We start from the raw sequence: 19,761 nt of genomic DNA on the forward strand, positions 1-19,761 counted from the left end.
TTTGCAAGCGTTTTGAAAATAGCAGTTGTTATACTTAATTGGAATGGAGAGGTTCTTTTGGAAAGATACCTGCCCTCTGTGATGAAGTACTCCAAAGACGCTGATATCTATTTGGCAGATAATGCTTCAACCGATGGCTCCATTGCTTTTGTCAAAAAAAACCACCCTTCGATAAAGATTATTGAAAACGAACAAAATGGCGGCTTCGCCAAAGGTTACAATGACGCCTTAAAGCATGTTGAAGCAGACATTTATTGTCTCTTGAATTCCGATGTAAAGGTCACTGAAAATTGGTTGACCCCAATCAAAGAAACCTTTGCCGAGAACAGCACTATATCTATAGTACAACCAAAAATACTGGACCTTTTACGTAAGGATCATTTTGAATACGCGGGAGCAGCTGGTGGTTTTATTGATGAATTAGGCTACCCTTTTTGCAGGGGTCGTATTTTTCAGGAACTGGAAAAAGATTCAGGTCAGTATGATGATATCAGGGAGATTTTTTGGGCAACCGGGGCCTGCATGTTCATAAAAAGTGAGGTTTACTGGAACCTGAATGGGTTTGATGAAGATTATTTTGCCCACCAGGAAGAAATTGATCTTTGCTGGAGAGCAAAAAATGCAGGACATAAAGTCTACTACGTAGGCCTGTCCAAGGTTTATCATTTAGGAGGCTCTACCCTAAGTAATATGAATCCTAAAAAAACATATTTAAATTTTAGAAATTCACTATTTTCAATTACAAAGAACCTACCTAGACGAAAAGCATTTTTAATAATTTTTCTAAGGTTGGTCCTTGACGGTATTGCCGGGATTCGATTTATTTTCCAGTTTAGGGCTAAGCATTGTTTTGCTATAATAAAAGCCCATTTGAACTTTTATGCCCAATTTGGAAAAATGTACAAAAAACGAGAAAAGAGTAACTTTATAAAAAAATACGGCTTAATAAAATCCATTGTTTGGTCTCATTACGTAGATGGAATAAAGAATTTTAACATTTTAGTAAAAGATTAACTAATTTTGCAGAATACCAAGGATTCTAATTGTATAATTTTACAGATTGATTAGAGTTAATTACTGGTTTTTATTATTATCACAAGTTATATATACATCACATTATTATGAAAAAAATTATTTTAGGTTGTTTGGGAGTGACAATGTTATTGTCCTCATGCGTATCACAAAAGAAATATGCTGATTTAGAGGCCCAACATAAAGAGGCTCAAGATTTATTGAATTCTGCAACAGTTAAATTGAACAGTTGTTTGGAAGACAAAGCAACCGCAACTTCGAGATTACAGACTTTAGAAGATCAAAATGCATTTTTAAAGGCCAATAACCAAGAGTTGATCAACAACATGGGTAATTTGACTACACTTACTACTAAGGGTGCTGAGAACCTTGAAAAATCTTTAGAGAGTCTACAAGAAAAAGACCTTACAATAAGAAAGTTGCAAAACGCAATAACCCGCCGAGATTCTGTTAACCTTTCATTGGTTCAGAGCTTAAAAGGTGTTCTTGGCAATTTAGATGATGAGGATATCGAAATCAGTGTTGAAAAAGGTGTTGTTTTTGTTTCTATCTCGGATAAGTTATTGTTTAGTAGTGGAAGCTACAATATAACAAGTAGAGCCAAAGAAATTTTAGGTAAAGTTGCCAAAGTAGTTAACAACAAGCCTGATTTTGAATTTATGGTTGAAGGACACACTGATGATGTTCCTTACAGAAAAGGAGTTTTATTGGATAACTGGGATTTAAGTGCTAAAAGAGCTACTGCTGTTGTTCGAATTTTACAGAATGATTATGGTGTAGACCCTAAGCGTATGACTGCGGCAGGTAGAGCCGAGTTCGTTCCAGTATCACAAACTCAAAAATCCAAGAATAGAAGAACTAGAATCGTTGTATTACCGAAAATAGATCAGTTCTATAGTATGATTGAAGAGGGCATGAAAGATCCTGCTATCAATAACTAATAAGAAATATTAGAAATTTGAAACCGCACTTTTTTAAGTGCGGTTTTTTTTATCCTTTTTTAGAAGATATCTATTGCCCCCTTGCCTTCACGTACAACCTCTACTTCGTCTTGTGAAAGATCAATTACTGTTGAGGCAATATTGCCACCATAACCTCCATCAATAACTACATCAACAATATTACCCCATTTTTCATGAATAAGCTCTGGGTCGGTAGTATATTCCAACACTTCATCTTCATCATGTATAGACGTAGATACAATAGGGTTTCCAAGCTCTTGAACCAATGTTTTAGGAATTGAATTATTTGGCACCCTAATACCAATAGTCTTTTTCTTTTTAAAAACCTTAGGTAAACTATTACTGCCTGGAAGAATAAAGGTATAAGGTCCAGGAAGTGCCCTTTTTAATATTTTGAATACAGAGGTATCAATCTGACGAACATAGTCTGAAAGATTACTTAAATCCGCACAAACAAAGGACCAATTTGCCTTTTCAAGTTTGATTCCTTTGATTCGCGCCAATTTTTCCAATGCACGGGTATTGGTAATATCACAGCCCAAACTATATACCGTATCTGTAGGGTATATTATTAAACCTCCTTTTCTAAGCGATTGTACCACTCTTGAAATCGCTTTTGGATTAGGGTTCTCTTGATATATTTTTATAAACTCGGCCAAATTTTCTTTTTTAGGAAGAAATTATTTCCAATTTAGCAAAACGTAATAACAATTTCTTAATATCACCTTTATCAAATTGGATTTCAGCTTTTTTATCATTTCCCAAACCTTCTATTTTTATAACCACTCCCCTACCAAATCTGGTATGGTTTACAAGACTACCCTCCGCAAGGTTGGGATCAATGGTATTTGTATTTCCGATAGGCTTTGACAACTCTGGTTTCAATTTTCTTAGTTTTCGCAGTTGAGACTCACTAGGCCTGCCAGCCACTGGAGGAGTGCCTTTTTTTGGCTTTATTTGTCGCAGCTTGCTTTTATCCACGTCACCAAAAATATCAGTATCAATCAAAGATTTATACCGGTAAGAATTGTCTATAGGGGTTAGATTTTCAATATATTTTTTATCTATTTCCTCTATAAAACGACTTGGTTCTGCATCTATTAATTTACCCCATCGATATCTATTCTGGGTATAAGTAAGATAAGCTTGTTTCTCTGCTCGTGTTAAAGCAACATAAAACAATCTGCGTTCCTCTTCCAATTCACTACGTGTGTTCATGCTCATTGCCGACGGAAAAAGATCCTCTTCCATACCCACGATGTATACATATGGAAACTCTAATCCTTTTGCCAAATGAATGGTCATTAACGCCACTCGGTCATCATCCCCCATATCCTTGTCCATATCTGTTGCCAGAGCCACATCTTCAAGAAATTCTGAAATATTACCAGTGGCATCTGCCAATTCTTTTTGTCCTTCAACAAAATCCTTAATACCATTGAGCAATTCTTCAACGTTCTCCATTCGTCCAATACCTTCAGGAGTACCATCTTTTTTGAATTCAAGTAAAATTCCAGATTTTTTCGCAACATGTTCGGCCAAAGTAAAAGCATCATTACTTTCACCCATGATTTGAAAACTCTTTATCATTGTCACAAAATCTTCCAGTTTCCGCTTTGTGCCAGAGTTGATTTTAAGATTAATACGATCTAGGTTTTCGATTACCTCGAATATAGATCTACCGTAATGATTTGCGGCCACAACAAGTTTATCTACCGTTGTTTGACCTATACCCCTTGCAGGAAAATTAATAACCCGTTTTAACGCTTCTTCATCCTTGGTATTAATCACCAAACGTAAATAAGAAAGTACATCTTTTATTTCCTTGCGCTGGTAAAAAGATAATCCACCATAAATACGATAAGGAATATCACGCTTTCGTAAGGCGTCTTCCATTGCCCTGGACTGGGAATTGGTTCTATACAAAATCGCAAATTCACCATTGAGTAACTGGTTTTGCATTTTGTTCTCAAAAATTGAACCTGCCACGAACCTACCCTCTTCGGCATCAGTAATACTTCTATGTACTTTGATCGCTGGCCCATCGTCATTTTCAGTCCATACCACCTTCTCCAATTGGTTCTTGTTCTTCGCTATTATAGAGTTAGCGGCATTTACAATATTCTTAGTTGAGCGATAATTTTGCTCCAGCCTATACATGCCCACATTTTCATAATCACGTTGAAAATTAAGAATGTTACTAATGTTCGCTCCTCTGAAAGAATAAATACTCTGCGCATCATCGCCAACAACACAAATGTTATGATAACGATCTGCAAGAGCCTTGACAATCAAATATTGGGAATGGTTGGTATCTTGGTACTCATCTACTAGTATATATCTAAACCTATCCTGATATTTCATTAATACTTCAGGGTGGCGGTTCAATAATTCATTCGTGCGCAATAATAGGTCGTCAAAATCCATTGCACCTGCTTTAAAGCAGCGATCTACATAGTGCTGGTAAATTTCCCCTAACCTAGGTCTTTTAGCCATGGCATCCGCTTCAACCAATTCTGGATTTTGCATATATGCCTTAACGGTAATCAAACTGTTTTTATAGGACGATATACGATTCTGTACTTGCTTGTATTTATAAATATCCTTGTCAAGACCCATTTCCTTGATAATAGACGCTATCAAGCGTTGAGAGTCCTGGGTATCATAAATTGTAAAATTGCTTGGATAACCCAATTTATCACCATCAAACCTCAAGAGTTTTGCAAAAACTGAATGGAAAGTACCCATCCAAAGGTTTTTCGCTTCTGAAGAACCCACAATCTCTGCAATTCGCTTTTTCATTTCACGGGCTGCCTTATTAGTGAAGGTCAGCGCAAGAATATTGAATGAATCAACCCCCTGTGCCATCAAATGGGCAATACGATAGGTCAACACCCTGGTTTTTCCTGAACCAGCGCCAGCAATTACCATTAATGGTCCGTCTTTGTGTAGGACCGGTGCTTTTTGAGCATCATTTAATTCATCAAGAAAATTCTTCAATACAATTATTTTTTGGACCGTGAATTTAGCCAATATTCAGCGCATCCTAAAATCATCACTTAATAATTATGAACAATGTGAATCGATAATAAGGGGAATTTGAATATATTTAAAGGATAATATTCAAGAATGTCTCTATCCATTAAGTCTACACTGTTAATTACCATTGTTTTTTGTTTGACAATATCCGCCCAAGAAAAAAAAGCAGGGCCTATAATTACTGATTTTGGTCAGGTGTGGGAAATAACAAATCCTGAATTCAAAGTAGACCCTTCCAAAGAATATAAGGCAGTCTTTGACATTATGAACTCGCCTACTGACACTTCTAAAATAAATTCATCTATAGAAACGGCCGCTCGTTTTTTGAATATGCATGCGCAGAGTGGAGTGCCGTTAAGTAATTTGAAATTTGTTCTGGTTGTTCATAATAAAGCTTCAAAGGACATTATTAGCAATGAGGCATATAACAAAAGATTTGGAGTCCAGAATCCAAATTATGATTTAATAAACGCTTTAATGAATGCTGGTGGACAGGTTATTTTTTGTGGACAATCATCTATATCAAGGGGTTTTCCAAAAGAAGAATTAATTGACGGAGTTCAAATGTCACTATCTGCCATGACCGCATTGATTCACTTTCAAGATAAAGATTACAGACTGATTAAATTTTAAATTAAATACTTATGAGTAAATATGTTAGCATGGTCCTGCTCCTTTTTGGAAGCTTTGCCATGGCGCAGGGTTATGGCCTTGACAAGGATTTTTCTGCTATCGAAAGCAATGTTGTTGAATGGAGAAGATATTTTCATCAAAACCCAGAATTGTCCAATCGAGAATTCAAAACTGCGGAAAAGATTGCCGAACATCTGAAATCTTTGGGAATTGAAGTACAAACAGGGGTTGCCCATACAGGGGTTGTTGGTATCTTAAAAGGAAAGCAATCTGGCAAAGTAGTTGCCCTAAGGGCAGATATTGATGCCCTTCCTGTATATGAACGAAATGATTTACCATATAAATCAACTGTAACCTCCGAATTTTTAGGAGAAAAAGTTGGAGTTATGCACGCCTGCGGACATGATACCCATATTGCCATTTTAATGGGTGTTGCAGAAGTGCTTTCAAAAAACAAGGATAAAATTAAAGGAACCGTGAAATTCATATTTCAACCTGCAGAGGAAGGTGCACCTCCTGGAGAAGAAGGTGGCGCTGAACTAATGGTTAAAGAAGGAGTGTTGGAGAACCCAAAAGTCGATGCCATTTTTGGTTTACATATAAACTCGGCAACTCCCGTGGGCTATATTGGTTATAAACCTGGCGGAACTATGGCGGCAGTTAATAGTTTTGATATCAAGGTAAAAGGGAAACAAACCCATGGTTCACAGCCATGGTCGGGTGTTGACCCTATTTTAATAAGTGCAAAGATTATTGATGGACTACAGACTATTATCAGTAGAGAAGCCAAACTAACAAATGAAGCGGCCGTTATTTCCATTGGGAAAATTTCAGGTGGTGTGCGTTCCAATATTATTCCTGAATCTGTAGATATGATAGGAACCCTTCGCACTTTGGATAACGGAATGAAAGAAATGATTCAAAGACGAATGAAGGAGATGGTAGCCACTATTGCTAAAGCCTATGGTGGGGAAGCCAATTTATCTTTTAGGCTGGGTTATCCCATTACTTACAATGATGAGAGATTAGTAGAACAAATGTTGCCAAGTATCCAAAGAGTGGCCGGGCCCGATAAAGTAAAGCTTATAAAAGCAACTACGGGAGCCGAGGATTTCTCATTCTTTCAGGAGAAAATACCTGGCTTCTATTTCTTTCTAGGAGGAATGACGCCCGGTAACACTACTCCGTTTCCACATCACACTCCAGATTTCTTAATTGATGACAGCGGACTATTACTAGGAGTAAAAACACTTACAGAATTAAGTTTAGACTATTTGAATCAATAAATTATTGATAATATTCATTTGAAAGTTGAAGGTGAATTGTAATTTGCCTTCAACTTTTTACTTTTATAAGAATAATTAAAATTTTTACATGAATGCTTTTCTTGACATTTTAGGAAGTATAGCTTGGTGGGGATGGATATTAATATTTCTTATTATCATAGCAATCAGAGATATCTTTTTTCAAAAATCCCATACGATTTCGCATAATTTCCCGATTGTTGGTCATTTACGATATTGGCTTGAAAGCATAGGGCCTGAAATGAGACAATATTTTGTTGCCAATAACAGAGAGGAATTGCCTTTCAATCGAATTGAGAGGGGATGGATTTATGCTTCTGCCAAAAAAGAAAACAATTATGAGGGCTTTGGTACAGATCGCGATATTTACGCCCATCAGCATATTTTTGTAAAGAACCAGATGATGGCATTCAAAATCGGTGCTAATCACCCTAATATCAAAGACAAAACGTTTGTTCCCTGTGCAAAAGTTATTGGAAGTTATAATAAACGTGAAAAACCGTATAGGCCAGCTTCTGCAATAAATGTGTCTGCGATGAGTTTTGGTTCTCTTTCCGCTGCCGCTGTGGAAGCCTTGAACAAAGGTGTGGAAAAAGCGGGTGCTTATCATAATACCGGTGAAGGTGGCCTCTCACCTTACCACCAAAAAGGAGGTGATGTTATTTTTCATTTTGGGACAGGGTATTTCGGTGTTCGTTCTAAAGACGGAAATTTTTCAATGGAAAAAATGAAAATCCTTGTTGATGAGAATCCTTGTATCAAGGCTATCGAGATTAAATTGTCCCAGGGTGCCAAGCCTGGTAAAGGAGGTGTTTTACCTGGAGCAAAAATAACCAAACAAATAGCTGAAATAAGAGGTGTTGAAATAGGTAAGGATGTCCTCTCCCCTGCTACCCATAAAGCCTTTGACACCATTCCTGAATTGATGCAGCTCATTGAGGATATTGCCGAACAAACTGGATTACCTGTAGGTATCAAAGGAGCTATTGGTAAATTGGACCAATGGGAAGAACTAGCTGAATTAATGCTTAAAACCGGAAAAGGTCCGGATTTTATAACTGTTGATGGCGGTGAAGGTGGCACAGGTGCTGCACCACCAAGTTTTGCCGACCATGTTTCCTTGCCTTGGGTATATGGTTTTTCTTGTCTATATAAATTATTTCAGGATAAAAAGCTTACAAATAGGGTTGTTTTCATAGGAAGTGGTAAACTGGGGTTTCCTGCCAAAGCGGCAATGGCATTTGCTATGGGTATTGATTGCATAAATGTTGCCCGTGAAGCAATGATGAGCATAGGATGTATTCAAGCACAGATATGTCATACAAACCGCTGTCCAACCGGAATAGCCACCCAAAGCAAATGGCTACAAAAAGGAATTGATATTCCTCTAAAATCTGACCGTTTGGCCCAATATTTTAAAACCTTTAGAAAGGAATTATTGGAAATAACACATGCTGCCGGATACGAACATCCGTGCCAGTTCACAATGAACGATATTCAAGTTAATGTTGATGATGATTACCTTCACGGAGATTTACAGACAACTTATGGTTATGAAAAGCGAAAAGTTCCATTTACCAACATGCAAAAACTTTATGATTGTAGGTATTTAGGCGGAAAGGATTTTAAACAAATACATGAATAGGTTAATTTTGTCAAAATACAGTTTACAATAAAAACAGAAAACGAATAATATTTATGAAGCGAATTTTACTCTCTATACTTTTTCTTACAATAACTTCCACCGTTTTACATGCTCAACGAAAGAGTGACCTACTAGCAGAAATTGATGCCCTAAAGATGGAATTGGATTCAACCAAGGCTGTTGTGACAGAGGCAAAAAAGAATGAAAAAATCGGAATGGCACGGGCTGAATCTTTTGAAAAGCAAGTGCAAGAATTGCAAGATGCCAATTCTACTTTGTTAAAGAACCTAAATAGTTTTGCTTCAATTTCAAATACAAATTCCGAGAATTTGAACAAAGCCTTGGCCAAAATCGCAGAAAAAGAAAATCAATTAAAAACAATAAACGATGCTCTGGCCTCAAATGATTCAACGGCTCTAGTTGTGTTGACCAATGCGAAACAAACCTTAGGTGAAAATACCAAAATTGGAGTTAGTAACGGTTCTGTGATTGTTGCAGCTAAATTAGAGTCTCTTTTTGGAAACACTACGGGTACTGATGTCACAACTGAAGGTTCAGCATGGCTCGAAAAAATCGCAGGAATTCTTAATGCTAATCCTAAAGTTTCTTTAACCATAAAAGGTTTAAGTATGACCGGAGAATTGGTCTTGGCTGCCAATCAAGCTTCAGCAATTGGTGATATCTTGCAAGGTCAATTCTCGATTGACCCAAGTCGAATTGATTCATTAGGAAAAGATGGTGATTTTAAAGAGGGAATTACGCTAGTTCTTCATCCTAATTACAGTCAATTTTACGATATGGCAAAGGAGAGTATTAAAGCTTCAAATTAAAATCAGAGCTAATTGAATTAACAAATACTTTTTCAAAAAAACATGCGTTCTAATTGCGTAAACCAAACTAAATACCAATTAAAATGTCAGGAGATCAAATCTTTCAATTATTCGCTTACTTATTACCATCAGTAGTAACAGGTGCTATTGCTTTTTATTTTTTCAGAATGCATACAAACAATGAAGAAGGTAGAAGGCGTTTTCTTTTACATAAAGACTCCCAACAAAATACGCTCCCAATACGTTTACAGGCATATGAGCGAATGGCACTTTTCTTGGAACGTATTGCAATTCCCAGTTTAGTGGTTCGTGTTGCTCCAAAATCTGCAAATAAAAGCGATTATGAAAATCTGTTGATAAAAACCATTGAAAACGAGTTTGAGCACAACCTATCGCAGCAAATCTACTTATCCGACGATTGTTGGAACATTATTAAAGCAGCCAAAAGTGCAACTATTCAAATGATTCGAAAAGTAGCCATGAGCGAAACTGATTCTGCTGATAAACTTCGGGAGGATGTTCTAAGTGAGACAATGGACAAACAATCACCCTCGGCTACTGCATTGGCCTTTGTAAAAAAGGAAATCGGAAGTCTTTGGTAGATAAATTGAAACAATGCTTAGCTGAAAAAATAGGCCTATTCCTGTAATTGTGGTTCTATTGGCATACTTTCCTTATCCTTATTCTTCGCATACAAATAGCCTTTTTTCCACCACAGGGTCATTTTTTCTTTATTGAAAATCAAAGAATTGGTAGTTAGTACCGTTGGGGTATAATAGAGGTTTATTATTGCATCATTCTGCGTTGCTGCTAGCTTTCCTATCCTAATGTTTTGATTTTCAATTCGGTCCAAAATAAATGCCATCATGTTGGTAATCAATTCAAAAGGATTTTTGGACGGCATTCTGTTATAATGGCTTACCTCAGTTCTTAGTACAACCACATCCACTTCAGTAGCACCTCTTTGTATCGCCTCTTCAATTGGGACCAGGCTCCCTAATCCCCCGTCGGCATATTCGCATCCATTTTTACGCACAAGACTCATAAAAGGAGTATAGTTTGATGATATCCAAATCCAATCACAGAATTCTTCATATGTACAGTCGTTAATGGACTTGTATTCAACTTGATTCAATGATAAGTTAGAAACGGTAACTACAACATCTATTGGTCCGTTCTTTAGTTTAACGAACTCTTCTCTGGTAATACTATCATAAATCAACTCGCGAAGATTCTCACTTTCCCCAAAAGTTTTTTTACCATTAAACAAGTTCTTCATTATATTCCAGTGGTTCATGGAAATAATATCGATACCGTACTTTTTCTTGACCGTAAATGGGCAATTGCTAAAAATACTATCTTGATTTACTGAGGAATATATATTTTTGATTTTATCGATTTTCCCTAAGGCAAGATGGGAAATCAATAAGCTACCTGTTGATGTGCCAATGAAAATATCGTACTTGTGCCCTACTTCTTGCATAAGATATTGGGCAACCCCTCCTGCAAAAGCTCCTTTACTTCCACCTCCCGAAATGACCAATGCCCTCATTCTATTTTTATTTTAGTTCTAAGATAACGAAGTTCAACTTCATTGAGTTCTTTTGAAATTTTCCTGATTTGCACCAAATAATCAGAATCTTTTAAAAGTTCGTCTAACAAAGATCGGGCATACTTTTTAAATTGCCAACTATGATGGGTTGTTGCTTCAAAAAGATTTTTCAAACCAGTATGATTAAGGCCTAGTGCTTCAAATAAATACTGAAAAGCACCCATTCGTATTTCCCAAGAATGAATTGAAGAAGTATAACCCATGAGTTCATCTATGTAATTCCTAGTAGTGTTTTGCTCATAATCAGTTGTGAGTATGGCCAGGGTTAACCATAACAATCTTATGTTTTTATTTGGTAGGCCAATGGCACCCTTCGTTTCATCTAAATATTTTGATCGTTCCTCAGGGAAAGAAGACCATAATTTCAACAATGCATATTCTTTGTTTATATAGCTTTGATCTTTTAATAGCGTTTCAAAATCCGATTTCAAACCAACTGGGACTTGCTTTAGGTTGATGGCTACGGCCTGTCTAACTCTGATTAATGAATCATTCAAGGCTTCTATCATTGTTTCTTGATCCAATTTATCAAAGTACTTGTGAATCAATCTACTTCTATAAGATTCAGATTTATGTTTATTCCAAAACAACCTCAAAATACTGTCCTGCTCTTCAGGCAACTTGCTTAATCTAACTTCGAGATCAATTATATCTTTTATTCTCTTTGAACTAGCGGATAAATACTTATTTACTTCCTTGGTTCTAAAAGAAGTTTTTTCAAGCCAATTATCCCTAAAATCTGTAAGATCCTGCCCACTTGACTTCCCAATTTCATTTAAAAAATCAGCAATAGTTACATTCTTGAATTGAAAATTATCTAAATAACCCTGTATTCCCTTTTTAAATGCCACACCCCCCACCTGTTCTCTCAACATAACGAGTGCCCAAGCGCCTTTTTCGTAAAAAGTTAGGCTACTTGCCTTTGGGTTGGTCAGGGCTTCTCCTTTTCCACCTTCTGACAGTTCATTCAATTGATTTGCTGTATCATACAGCTTCCAATAATAATGTTCATCACCAAATAGTTCTCGTTCAGCTAAATAGGCGTAGTAAGTTGCAAAACCCTCATGAAGCCAATGGTGGTTCCCATCTTTTTCAGTCACCAAATTCCCGAACCACTGGTGTGCCATTTCATGGGCATTCACGTTCACATAATTCTTATCAATAAAAGCTGTTGAATCAATAACGTACCCACCCGAAAAAATGGTTGTTCCTGTATTCTCCATTCCGGCATATAGGAAATCGTGCACAGGGACCTGTTTGTAATTCTGCCAAGGATAGGGAATACCAATCTCCTTCTCTAGAAAATCAAAAATTTCCTTTGTAAAACGATAAGTCGGTTCCACTCGCGAACTGTCCTTTGGGTAATAATAGTTTTCAATGGGAATCCCACTAGTTGAGGTCAATTCTTGCTTTCTATATTCACCAATGACAAAGGCCAATAAGTAACTGCTCATGGGCTTTTGCATGTCATAACTCCACATTAGGGCTTGAGGCTCTTGATCTTCAATACCTTTTAGGCTGCCATTAGCTATGACCGGATATTCTTTATCAAATGTAATACTTAGATCAAACGCTACTTTTTCAATCATATCGTCGAAACTTGGTAACCAATGACTCGTATATTTTCCTTGACCTTGGGTCCAGATTTGTTCATTTCCAGAAACTTCATCATCCCAACCTAAAAAATAAACAGTTTGTTTTGGTTTTGCTATATACTCAAGAGTAATCGTATAATACTTTCCTTTTTTAAACCTTTTATTGATTGTAACCCTATTTTTATTAATTGAATGAGGCACATTTTTATGGTTAATTAATACTGAAAAGAACTCCATATTTCTAGCATCTAAAAAAACAGAATCTACCTTCTCCAGTACCTCAAATTCATAAGTGACATTTCCCCAAATTTGATTCTTTTCTGCATCCGGTACAATCAGAACTTTGGCACTTAAAAAATCTACCTTATCCTGATGCTGAGCGAAAATCTGCAGGGACACAAACAGGAAAATAAAAAGTAAAACTCTTTTCATAGGTATAAGACATCAAAGTCCACACCAAATTTAGCATTTTAGTTTGTTGCACTTGAATAGGGTATCCCCTATTTTTATCGAATGAATGCCAATTACCTTCAAACTCCCATTACATACCTCAAAGGTGTTGGCCCAAATCGGGCACAAACATTACAAGGTGAGCTTGGCATATCTACCTATCAAGACTTACTGAATCTTTTCCCAAATAGATATATCGATAAAACCCAATACTATAAAATTGGTCAATTACAACGTAGTAATGCCGATGTTCAGATAAAAGGCAAAATCATTCGTATAAAAACCGTTGAGCAAAAAAAAGGAAAGCGTTTGGTGGCCACATTTATAGACGAAACAGGAGAAATGGAATTGGTATGGTTTCGTGGTCAAAAATGGATTCGGGAAAATCTAAAACTGAACACACCCTATGTGATTTTCGGAAAATGTAATTGGTACAGTGGCAAATTTTCAATGCCACACCCCGAAATGGAATTGCTGACAGAGCATGAACAAGGACTCAAGGTATTGATGCAACCTGTTTATCCGTCTACTGAGAAATTGGGTAATAGTGGAATCACCAATCGTGTTATCAATAAACTCTTACAACAACTATTTGTTGAAACTAAAGGAAAGTTTATGGAGACACTTTCCGATGGGCTTTTACATGATTTAAAATTGATATCAAAAAGCGAAGCCCTTTTCAATATTCATTTTCCAAAAAATCAAGAGTTCTTAGCCAAAGCGCAGTTTAGATTAAAGTTCGAGGAATTGTTCTATATACAGCTACAATTGATTTCCAAAAATATGCTGCGCAAACAAAAAATCAAAGGCTTCAACTTTGATCAAGTGGGAGAGCTTTTCAATGAATTCTTTAAAAATCATTTGCCTTTTGAATTGACCACGGCCCAAAAAAGAGTAATAAAGGAAATAAGGGCCGATATGGGCAGCAACGCACAAATGAATAGGCTACTGCAAGGAGATGTGGGCTCCGGTAAAACCATTGTTGCCTTAATGACCATGCTACTGGCCATCGATAATGGTTACCAAGCCTGTTTGATGGCGCCTACAGAAATTCTTGCTAACCAGCATTTTAATGGCATTAAAGAACAATTGCAAGATATCGGAGTAAACATAGCTCTACTTACAGGTTCAATAAAAAAATCTGCTAGAACCATAATCCATGAGCAACTTGAAAATGGGGAGCTTCATATTCTTATTGGCACCCATGCTCTATTGGAAGATAAGGTGAAATATAAAAACCTTGGTCTAGCTATTGTTGATGAACAACATCGGTTTGGAGTTGCCCAACGTTCCAAACTTTGGCATAAAAATGAAGTGCCACCACACATTCTGGTAATGACGGCGACACCAATTCCTAGAACCTTGGCCATGAGTCTATATGGTGATTTGGATATTTCAGTAATTGATGAGTTACCGCCAGGCAGAAAGGCTATAAAAACAGTACATAGATATGATTCCAATAGATTGAAGGTTTTTGGGTTCATCAAGGATGAAATAAAAAAAGGGCGCCAGATATATGTGGTATATCCATTAATACAAGAATCAGAGGCATTGGATTACAAAGATTTAATGGATGGTTATGAAAGTATTGCGAGGGATTTCCCGCTACCCGATTACCAGATTTCCATTGTTCATGGCAAAATGAAACCCGCCGATAAGGACTATGAGATGGAACGTTTTGTAAAAGGTGAAACCCAAATAATGGTTGCCACTACCGTTATTGAAGTTGGTGTTAACGTTCCCAATGCTTCGGTAATGATCATTGAAAGTGCGGAACGTTTTGGGTTGTCCCAATTGCATCAATTGCGTGGGCGCGTTGGTCGTGGCGCAGATCAAAGTTATTGTATTTTGATGACCAGTTTTAAACTGTCATCAGAAGCCAAAACCCGTTTAGAAACCATGGTCAGGACCAATGACGGTTTTGAGATTGCAGAGGTAGACTTAAAACTTCGTGGGCCTGGAGATATTATGGGAACACAACAAAGCGGCGTTTTAAACCTTAAAATCGCTGACATAGTCAAGGACAATGATATTCTTAAGACAGCACGTTGGTATGCTATGAAAATTTTAAAAGAAGACCCGAGTTTGGAAAAACAAGAACATTTGGTAATTCGACATTCCTACGCTCAACTCATTAAGCATAAAAACATCTGGAATTACATAAGTTGAAATTAAAAACCCTGACGATTACCATCAGGGTTCAACTTTTCATGCAATTCGCTTTTTAATTGATGTCTTCACCTTTTTTAAGTTTCTCCAAAAAACCTGCTATAGCATCTTTGTTTGGCTGGTCCGGTGCTCTTTTGGCTGCAATTTGTAAATGTTTTAGTGCTGTTTTATAATTACCAAGGGCAGAATAACCTCTTGCCAATCCGAAGTCCACAGGCCATTGACCTTTGTTCTTTTTGGCATTCATTTTAAAGATCTTCATGGCTTTTTCTTTATTTCCTTGACCAATCAACTGACGCCCGTATCCATGAGTTTCAAAAATGGTAGCATATTCCATGGCTTCATCCATAACGGTAGATGCTTCACCGGTTTTCCCTTGCTTTGCTAAAATCCTTGATTTGATTCCCAGATTATTAAAGGTTTTCTGGCTAAAAAACTGTCCAGCAATAGTGGCATCAATCCAGCGAAGAGCCTCATCCAAATCACCACCATTATTCAAAGAGAAATTTGCCGCTTGTTCCCACGTTTGTCTAGTAAAACCTGGCGAATTTTCAAGTTTGGTACGAATATCAGCCAATACAACATTGGCCACATCTACTTCAATTTTAAAAGGGATCTTCTTTTCCCCCCAGCTTAAACTGGCTATGGCCGAATTGGCCGAAACATCGTAGAAATCAAAAGTTAATTGCTCTGTATGCGGTGCATTGGTCATATTCACATCAACTTGCAAAGCATCCGCCGAAGGCTCATAGAAATAACTGCCCCACGCCTTGTAATTCTTGGAGAAAATAATCGTTGCTTTATTATCTTCATGAATGACCATATGCAATCCATATTTTCCTGCTGCCAAATCTTTTCCTTCTACCTTCACATCATCATCAAATTTGATGATCGTATTCTCATTTGCCCCTGCTCTCCAAGGAGATTCTTTGGCCGTTCCAAATCCAAGGTTGTTCATTCCATAAGGCACTAACTTTCCCCAAACTTCCCGATCATTAACACTAGGGCGTGAATATTCGATTGAAATATCGGTTATTCCGACTCTTTGCGAAACCTTTGCCATTTGGCTTCCTCTTGGTAAATCCAATTGAGCGGAAACATTAACAAAACAAAATAGCATCATGAATGACATGCCTAATGCATATTTTAAGTACATTTTTTTCATTTGATTGATTTTAGTTGTTCCGTTACAAGGTATATATAGATAAAGCCCCATAAAGTTACAATTGTGTTAAAGTGCTAACAGCACATGTTAAACTAACATTTAAATAAGTGTGACAATTTCAAAAAAAAGTTGTCTTTGTTTTTATAATTTAATACCATAAACAAAACCAAATGAAAAATACGTCGGTAATTCTTTTGTTATCTAGCATTGTACTTCTGATATCTTGTAGAAATACAAATCAAACTGCTGCTATAAAGCATCCAGAGGGAAAGTTAGTGTCAAGCACTTATAAAGAGCCTGTTTTCTTGAATGACCAAAGAATCTCAAAAATAAAAGGAATCGAATCTGAATTGGAGCAAATATTTATTGAACACTCAAAAACAAAAAAAATACCAGGAATTGCCTATGGTATTGTTGTTGATGATTCTCTCGTAATAGCCTCGGCAACAGGATTGTCCCAAATAAAAAACAATATTGCAGCGTCAACTAGTACATCTTTTCGGATAGCCTCTATGTCAAAGAGTTTTACGGCCATGGCTATTTTGAAATTAAGGGATGAACAGAAATTATCTTTAAATGACCCAGTATCAAAATATATTCCGGAGTTAGGAAAGTTAGAATATCTTACCGAGGATTCTCCATTGATTGATATTGAAAATTTATTGACAATGACAGCTGGATTTCCAGAGGACAATCCCTGGGGAGACCGCCAGCTTGCACTTTCAGATGAAGCTTTTATAGATTTGATTTCCAAAGGGCTATCGATTTCCAAGGTTTCCTCCTCCCAATTTGAATACAGCAATACAGGATATGCCATGCTCGGGAAAATCATTACATCAATTTCTGGAATTCCATATCAAGAATATATAAAGAAGCATATTTTTCTTCCCTTAGGGATGAACAATACATTTTGGGAATATTCAAATGTTCCGCAAGAACAATTGGCGATTGGATATAGATGGGAAGATGAAACTTGGAAAAAGGAACCAATGCTTCACGATGGTGCATACGGTGCAATGGGAGGATTAATCACATCCATCGAAGATTTTAACAAATATGTTAGTTTTCATTTATCTGCTTGGCCAGCAAGAAGCGATGACGACACGGGTCCTATCAAGCGTAGTTCTTTAAGGGAAATGCATACTCCTCAATTTAATTTTTTAAATTCTTGGAACAAGGATTGGGATAATAAGTCTTGTGCAAGTATGATAGGCTATGGATTTGGGCTTGGAATTTCAATGGATTGTAAACGAAGAAAACGTATTTCACATGGCGGGGCATTACCTGGTTTTGGGAGTAATTATGCTTTCTTTCCTGAATATGGTATTGGAATCATGGCATTTGGCAATTTAACATATACAACACCTATTCCCTACGATACCATAGAAAAAATGTTGTTTGAGAAATTGGATTTACAGTCCCGCAAACTTCCTGCATCTGATATCTTGGAAAAAAGAAAGGGAGAAATCGCTAACCTCTTCCAAACAGGAAAAGCCAATCTAGATGGGAAAATATTTGCCGAGAATTTTTTCCTAGATACTTCTAAAGAAATGCGTATCAAAGAAATCCAAGATGTTTTGGATTCTGCAGGAGGCTTTATAAATGTTTTGAAGATTTCTCCTCGAAATCAATTACGAGGAGATTTTAAAATAAGCTGCGAAAATGGTGATATAAATGTGTTCTTTACACTGACTCCAGAAAAAACACCTATGGTTCAAAGATTGGATGTTTCTTTTAAATCCCGTAAAAGCGAATAGCTAAAGGACATCTGACTTATTCCTTTTCGTGTAAATGGATTTTGTCTCCTTCTGTTGTTGAAAAAATAATTGCGTTTGAACATCGTAATTTTTAAGTGCATTAATTTCCTAAAACCATTGGTTTTAATAGTTTTGTTAGCTTAGAATAAAAAGAATTATGAGTTCAAAGAAGACACTATTTGATAAGGTTTGGGATTCGCATGTTGTGCAACAAATTGAAAACGGCCCAGATGTATTGTTCATAGACCGTCATATGGTACATGAAGTAACAAGTCCCGTGGCATTTTTAGGATTGAAAAGTAGAGGGATTAAAGTACTGCATCCTGAAAAAACATTCGCGACCGCAGACCATAATACCCCGACTATAAATCAACATTTGCCAGTTGAGGATCCGCTTTCTGCAAACCAGCTTAAAGCTTTGGAAGAAAACTCCAAAGAATACGGAATCTCCTATTGGGGATTGGGGCATGAGAAAAATGGTATTGTTCATGTTGTAGGTCCGGAATACGGAATCACACAGCCAGGTGCTACCATAGTATGTGGTGATTCACATACTTCTACCCATGGCGCTTTTGGGGCTATTGCCTTTGGAATTGGAACCTCTGAGGTTGAAATGGTTTTGGCCACGCAATGTATAATGCAGGCAAAACCTAAGAGTATGCGTATTAATGTTGAGGGCGCATTGGGTAAAGGGGTTACCCCTAAAGATGTTGCCTTGTATATTATCTCACAATTAACAACTTCAGGAGCTACGGGTTATTTCGTTGAGTATGCTGGTCAGGTGTTTAGGGATATGACCATGGAAGGAAGAATGACGGTCTGCAACCTTAGTATTGAAATGGGCGCACGTGGTGGAATGATAGCCCCTGATGAAAAGACATTTGATTATGTACAAGGGCGTGAGTTTTCACCAAAAGGTGTCGCTCTTGATAAGGCCAAGGCATATTGGGAAACACTATACACCGATGAAGGAGCTCAATTTGACAAGGAAATAACCTTTGACGCTGCCGACATTGAACCTATGATCACTTACGGTACAAATCCGGGCATGGGTATCGGTATTTCAAATGATATTCCTCTAGCTGATGCCGTAGAAGGTGGCCAAGCCACTTATAAAAAATCTTTGCAGTATATGGATTTCAATGAAGGTGAAAGTATGATGGGCAAGGATATTGATTTTGTTTTCCTTGGAAGTTGCACTAATGGCCGCATAGAGGATTTTAGGGCTTTTACTTCATTAATAAAAGGAAGAAAAAAGGCACAAAATGTTACAGCCTGGTTGGTTCCGGGATCTCATCAGGTTGAAGCAGCAATAAAGGAAGAAGGCTTGTTGGATGTTTTGAACGAAGCTGGTTTTGAACTAAGAGAACCTGGTTGCTCTGCATGTTTGGCCATGAACGATGATAAGGTGCCTGCTGGAAAATATGCAGTAAGTACTTCTAACAGAAACTTTGAAGGCAGACAAGGTCCAGGGTCTAGAACTCTTTTGGCCAGTCCGTTAGTTGCAGCAGCAGCAGCCGTTACCGGAAAGGTTACCGACCCAAGGGAATTAATGAATTAAATAGTTG

Annotated in this window: 15 protein-coding genes; 10 read left to right on the forward strand and 5 right to left on the reverse strand. The window is 37.1% G+C overall.

Going from position 1 to position 19,761, the window contains the following annotated elements; all coding sequences use genetic code 11:
• Positions 1–12 precede the first annotated feature (12 nt).
• Positions 13–1,014, forward strand: coding sequence for a glycosyltransferase family 2 protein (locus FB2170_RS13155; RefSeq protein WP_013307062.1), 1,002 nt, complete (start codon positions 13–15; stop codon positions 1,012–1,014).
• A 107-nt stretch (positions 1,015–1,121) separates the two neighbouring features.
• On the forward strand, positions 1,122–1,973 hold the full coding sequence (locus FB2170_RS13160; protein ID WP_013307063.1) for an OmpA family protein: 852 nt from the start codon (positions 1,122–1,124) through the stop codon (positions 1,971–1,973).
• 59 nt (positions 1,974–2,032) lie between these two features.
• On the opposite strand, the gene FB2170_RS13165 is transcribed toward FB2170_RS13160, so the two are convergent.
• Together FB2170_RS13165 and FB2170_RS13170 are read right to left on the reverse strand one after the other, a co-directional pair.
• A complete protein-coding gene (locus tag FB2170_RS13165; RefSeq protein ID WP_013307064.1) occupies positions 2,033–2,653 on the reverse strand; it encodes an L-threonylcarbamoyladenylate synthase in 621 nt (206 codons plus the stop codon).
• Between the two features lie 10 nt (positions 2,654–2,663).
• The gene (locus tag FB2170_RS13170; RefSeq protein ID WP_041633232.1) at positions 2,664–4,994 is read right to left on the reverse strand and encodes an ATP-dependent helicase; all 2,331 of its coding nucleotides are present in this window, start codon (positions 4,992–4,994) and stop codon (positions 2,664–2,666) included.
• 129 nt (positions 4,995–5,123) lie between these two features.
• On the opposite strand from FB2170_RS13170, the gene FB2170_RS13175 reads away from it, so the two are divergent.
• The 5 genes from FB2170_RS13175 (at position 5,124) to FB2170_RS13195 (ending at position 10,047) form a co-directional block, all read left to right on the forward strand.
• Complete coding sequence (locus tag FB2170_RS13175) at positions 5,124–5,666, forward strand: DsrE family protein (protein WP_013307066.1); 543 nt, start codon at positions 5,124–5,126, stop codon at positions 5,664–5,666.
• A gap of 11 nt (positions 5,667–5,677) precedes the next feature.
• Positions 5,678–6,952, forward strand: coding sequence for an amidohydrolase (locus FB2170_RS13180; RefSeq protein WP_013307067.1), 1,275 nt, complete (start codon positions 5,678–5,680; stop codon positions 6,950–6,952).
• A gap of 88 nt (positions 6,953–7,040) precedes the next feature.
• A complete protein-coding gene (locus FB2170_RS13185; RefSeq protein ID WP_013307068.1) occupies positions 7,041–8,615 on the forward strand; it encodes an FMN-binding glutamate synthase family protein in 1,575 nt (524 codons plus the stop codon).
• Between the two features lie 53 nt (positions 8,616–8,668).
• On the forward strand, positions 8,669–9,445 hold the full coding sequence (locus tag FB2170_RS13190) for a hypothetical protein (protein WP_013307069.1): 777 nt from the start codon (positions 8,669–8,671) through the stop codon (positions 9,443–9,445).
• 83 nt (positions 9,446–9,528) lie between these two features.
• Positions 9,529–10,047 (forward strand): hypothetical protein, encoded by a 519-nt coding sequence (locus FB2170_RS13195; protein WP_013307070.1) that lies wholly within the window; start codon positions 9,529–9,531, stop codon positions 10,045–10,047.
• A gap of 35 nt (positions 10,048–10,082) precedes the next feature.
• Here FB2170_RS13195 and FB2170_RS13200 read toward each other — a convergent pair whose 3' ends face one another.
• A complete protein-coding gene (locus tag FB2170_RS13200; protein ID WP_013307071.1) occupies positions 10,083–10,997 on the reverse strand; it encodes a patatin family protein in 915 nt (304 codons plus the stop codon).
• Positions 10,994–13,084 carry a M1 family metallopeptidase gene (locus FB2170_RS13205; RefSeq protein ID WP_013307072.1) on the reverse strand — a complete coding sequence of 697 codons (2,091 nt, stop codon included), beginning with the start codon at positions 13,082–13,084 and terminating at the stop codon, positions 10,994–10,996. The genes FB2170_RS13200 and FB2170_RS13205 overlap by 4 nt, the downstream gene beginning before the upstream one ends.
• 81 nt (positions 13,085–13,165) lie before the next feature.
• On the opposite strand from FB2170_RS13205, the gene recG reads away from it, so the two are divergent.
• Positions 13,166–15,271, forward strand: a complete 2,106-nt coding sequence (gene recG / locus FB2170_RS13210) for an ATP-dependent DNA helicase RecG (protein ID WP_013307073.1) — start codon at positions 13,166–13,168, stop codon at positions 15,269–15,271.
• Positions 15,272–15,326: 55 nt separating this feature from the next.
• On the opposite strand, the gene FB2170_RS13215 is transcribed toward recG, so the two are convergent.
• The gene (locus FB2170_RS13215; RefSeq protein ID WP_041632860.1) at positions 15,327–16,436 is read right to left on the reverse strand and encodes a DUF2911 domain-containing protein; all 1,110 of its coding nucleotides are present in this window, start codon (positions 16,434–16,436) and stop codon (positions 15,327–15,329) included.
• Positions 16,437–16,606: 170 nt separating this feature from the next.
• On the opposite strand from FB2170_RS13215, the gene FB2170_RS13220 reads away from it, so the two are divergent.
• The gene (locus FB2170_RS13220; RefSeq protein WP_041632861.1) at positions 16,607–18,193 is read left to right on the forward strand and encodes a serine hydrolase domain-containing protein; all 1,587 of its coding nucleotides are present in this window, start codon (positions 16,607–16,609) and stop codon (positions 18,191–18,193) included.
• A gap of 157 nt (positions 18,194–18,350) precedes the next feature.
• The gene (gene leuC, locus FB2170_RS13225; protein ID WP_013307076.1) at positions 18,351–19,754 is read left to right on the forward strand and encodes a 3-isopropylmalate dehydratase large subunit; all 1,404 of its coding nucleotides are present in this window, start codon (positions 18,351–18,353) and stop codon (positions 19,752–19,754) included.
• Positions 19,755–19,761 lie beyond the last annotated feature (7 nt).

Origin of the sequence: Maribacter sp. HTCC2170, from assembly GCF_000153165.2 — a bacterium.
Lineage (GTDB): Bacteria > Bacteroidota > Bacteroidia > Flavobacteriales > Flavobacteriaceae > Maribacter_A.